We start from the raw sequence: 3,828 nt of genomic DNA, 5'->3' as shown, positions 1-3,828 counted from the left end.
ATCATCGACGCGGGGCGCATTATGCTGGCCGCCGACATCCTGGGCGCCGGCACGGCTATGATCGAACAGGCCGTGGCCTACGCTGGCACGCGCGTGCAGTTTGGCCGGCCGATTGGGTCCTTCCAGGCGGTCAAGCACATGTGCGCCGAGATGGCGGCGGCCCTTGAGCCCTGCCGCTCGCTGGTCTGGTATGCGGCGCACGCCTTTGACCATGCACCTGACGAATCGACCCTGATGGCCTGCCACGCAAAATCACACCTCTCCGAGGTCGGCCGGTTCGTCGCGCGGACCTCCACCGAAGTGCACGGCGGCATGGGTTTCACCGACCTCGCCGGGCTGCACTACTGGTTCAAGCGCATCGGTCTGGATCGCCAACTGCTCGGAGGGCCGGAACTCGTCCGTAACGAGGCCGCCCGCGTTCAGGGCTGGATCGCCGTTTAGGAAGCAGGCCCATGACCTGGAATTTCGGCGATATCCTCGACGCGCTCCCGAACGCCCTCCCGGCGGACGCGCCGGCCTTCATTCACGGGAATCGAACGATCACCTGGGGGGAGACGTCGCATCGGTCGAACAATCTTGCGCGCGCGATCCTGGCCCGGGGCGCGAAGCCGGGCGACAAGGTGGCGTTCTATATGCGCAACCGCCCAGAGTACGGCGAGGCCCTGGCCGCCTGCTTCAAGGGCCGCCTGACCCACGTGAACGTCAACTACCGCTACAAGCCCGACGAGGTGTTCTACATCTTCGATGACTCGGATGCGCAGACCATCATCTACGGCTCCGAGTTTCGCGACACAGTCCTCCAGCTGAAGGGCCGGCTGTCCAAGGTCGCCACGTTCATTGAGATCGGCGACGACGATCCGCCGGCGCACTTCTCGGAGCGATATGAAGACCTCGCCGCGACCGGCGAGGGCGCCCCCTTGGGGATCGAGCGGTCTCCAGACGACCTTCTGTTCATCTATACGGGCGGTACGACGGGCATGCCCAAGGGGGTCATGTGGCGCCATGAGGACATGCGTGAGGCCCAGCTCGACGCGGTGCGGCGGCTCGGGCCAGCGCCGGAAACCCTCGACGCGCATCTCGACTTCGTTCGCGCCACCGGTCCGGGAAGCCGAACCCTCCCGGCCTGCCCGATGATGCACGGAACCGGTCTCATCACCGCGATCGGATGCATGATGAACGGCGGCTGCGTGGTCACCCTTGAGAATCCGTGGTTCGACGCCGACGAGCTCTGGTCGGTCGTTGCGCGCCATCGGGTGCAATCCATCGCCCTGGTGGGCGACGCCTTCGCCAAGCCGATGTTCAAAGCGCTGGAGGACCAGCCTGGGCGCCACGACACCTCGAGCCTAGTCTCCGTGGTCTCCTCTGGCGTGATGTGGAGCCGTGAGGTCAAGGCGGGCCTATTGCGACACATCCCACAAGTCGTGCTGATGGACTCCTTCGGCGCTTCAGAGGCGCTCGGCTTCGGCTCCTCGGCCATGACCAAGGACGGTGAGGTCAGGACCGCGACGTTCCAGATCGGCCCCCGGTGCAAGGTCTTTGACGAGGATGAAAATCTTGTGGAGCCGGGCACAGGCAAAGCCGGGATAATCGCCATCAGCGGCCCAATACCGCTGGGTTACTACAAGGATCCGGAAAAGACCGCCCAGACCTTTCGCACCATCGCCGGCCAGCGCTACTCGATCCCAGGAGACTGGTGCACAGTGGAGGCCGACGGGGCCATGACGCTACTGGGACGGGGCAGCGCCTGCATCAACACCGCTGGCGAGAAGGTTTATCCCGAGGAGGTCGAGGAGGCCCTTAAGACCCACCCGATCATCGAGGATGCGCTCGTGGTCGGCGTTCCAGACGATAAATGGGGCCAGGCCGTCACGGGCGTGGTGGTAGTGGCGAGCGGAGTTGCATTCGACGAGGACGATGTACGTCGGCACGTGCGCTCCAGCTTGGCCGGCTATAAGACCCCCAAGCGTGTCCTCGTGACCCAGGTCCCGTTGCGGGCTTCGAACGGCAAGGCCGATTACATGGCGGTCACCAAGTTCGCTCGCAGAAATTTAGGACTAGCGTGAGACCATGAACACCGAACCTGCCGTGCGGCCAGAAACCCAACCAATCGAGGAACTGGATGTCCTTGTGGTCGGGGCCGGTTTCACCGGCCTTTACCAGCTCCACCGCCTGCGCCAACTGGGGTTCTCGGTGCGCCTTTTCGAGGCCGGCGCCGACCTGGGCGGTATCTGGTACTGGAACTGCTATCCTGGCGCCCGCGTCGACACCCACGTGCCGATGTACGAGTTCTCCAGCGAGGATCTCTGGCGCGACTGGAACTGGACGGAGCGGTTTCCCGGCTGGGAGGAACTGCGCGCCTACTTCCGCTACGTAGACAAGAAGCTCGATCTGAGCCGGGATATCCGCTTCAACACCCGTGTCGAGGGTGCCGAGTTCGACGCCGGGCGCGACCAGTGGATCGTGACGACGCAGGAGGGCGGCGGCGTCCGCGCCCGCTTCCTGGTGCTCTGCACCGGGTTCGCCGCCAAGCCCTATGTGCCGCAGATTGAGGGGCTCGACCGGTTCGCGGGTGAAACACACCACACCGCCTGGTGGCCGCAAGGCGGCCTCGACATGACGGGCAAGCGCGTGGGCGTAATCGGCACCGGTGCGAGCGGCGTGCAGGTGGTGCAGGAGGCTGCGCCCGTGGCCGCGCAACTGACGGTCTTCCAGCGCACGCCGATCCTGGCGCTGGCGATGCAGCAGCGCAACCTGGACGAAGCGACCCAGGCCGACATGAAACGCGACTATCCCGCGCGATTCGCGCGGCGGCGTGAAAGCTTCGGTGGCTTCGACTTCCACGCGAGCGGAAAGTCCGCGCTGGAGGTCTCTCCGGAAGAACGGCAGGACATCTATGAGGCGAGTTGGGCGGCCGGAGGATTTAGTTTCTGGGCCTCGACCTTCTACGACGTGATGATGAACCTCGAGGCCAATCGTACCGCCTACGACTTCTGGCGCGAGAAGGTGCAAAAGCGGATTCGCGATCCGAAGCTCGCCGAAAAGCTTGCCCCGAAGCAGCCGCCGCACCCGTTCGGGGTCAAGCGCCCGTCCCTTGAGCAGACCTACTACGACGTCTTCAACCAGGACAACGTCGAGTTGGTGGACCTGAAGGAAACCCCGATCCTGCAGGTCACCCCCGGCGGCGTAAAGACCGCAGCGCGGGAGTACGAGCTCGATCTCCTGGTTCTTGCCACCGGCTTCGATGCCGTGACCGGCGGCCTGACGCAGATAGACATCCGCGGTGTCGAGGGGCTCACGCTCAAGGAGAAGTGGGCCAAGGGCGCGCGAACTCATCTGGGCATGGCTAGCGCTGGCTTTCCCAACCTGCTGTTCCTCTACGGGCCGCAGAGCCCCTCGGGGTTCTGCAATGGCCCGACCTGCGCGGAACTGCAGGGCGACTGGGTGGTCGAATTCCTGAGACGCATTCGCGATGCGGGCGTCAGCCGGTTCGAGACGACCCCCACCGCCGAACAGACGTGGAAGGACCATGTCGAGGCAGTTGGCGCCATGACGCTCTTTCCTTTGGCTGACTCTTGGTACATGGGCGCCAACATACCCGGCAAGCCACGGGAATTACTCAATTATCCCGGCGGCGTGCCGCTTTACCTGCAGATGTGCCAAGCGAGCGCCGACAACGACTATGAGGGGTTTGTGCTTAGCGTGACAACAGCTCATGCGTCGGCTTGATCGACGGGTGAACGAGCAATGGAGAATCCGATGAGCGATGGTTCGATCGATCTGAGGGCCGAGGCCAGCGCAAAAGCTTACGCACTGCCGTTGGAGGACATC

General features: G+C 64.2%; 3 protein-coding genes. All 3 read left to right on the top strand.

The window, feature by feature from the left end:
* A partial coding sequence (locus tag Q7S93_RS14290; protein ID WP_304714587.1) for an acyl-CoA dehydrogenase family protein occupies window positions 1-441 on the top strand: 441 nt, incomplete at its 5' end.
* Window positions 442-452: 11 nt separating this feature from the next.
* The gene (locus Q7S93_RS14285) at window positions 453-2,063 is read left to right on the top strand and encodes an acyl-CoA synthetase (protein ID WP_293420688.1); all 1,611 of its coding nucleotides are present in this window, start codon (window positions 453-455) and stop codon (window positions 2,061-2,063) included.
* Between the two features lie 4 nt (window positions 2,064-2,067).
* Window positions 2,068-3,726, top strand: coding sequence for a flavin-containing monooxygenase (locus tag Q7S93_RS14280; RefSeq protein WP_304714586.1), 1,659 nt, complete (start codon window positions 2,068-2,070; stop codon window positions 3,724-3,726).
* Window positions 3,727-3,828: the final 102 nt, after the last annotated feature.

It is taken from the genome of Phenylobacterium sp., from assembly GCF_030646615.1.
In the GTDB taxonomy this organism is placed as follows: domain Bacteria; phylum Pseudomonadota; class Alphaproteobacteria; order Caulobacterales; family Caulobacteraceae; genus Phenylobacterium.
This window is presented reverse-complemented; position numbering and strand designations above follow the sequence as displayed.

Excerpts from the sequence above, each read along its gene's own strand:
- Q7S93_RS14280 (WP_304714586.1), top strand. The coding sequence starts at position 2,068 with ATGAACACCGAACCTGCCGTGCGGCCAGAAACCCAACCAATCGAGGAA.
- Q7S93_RS14285 (WP_293420688.1), top strand. The coding sequence starts at position 453 with ATGACCTGGAATTTCGGCGATATCCTCGACGCGCTCCCGAACGCCCTC.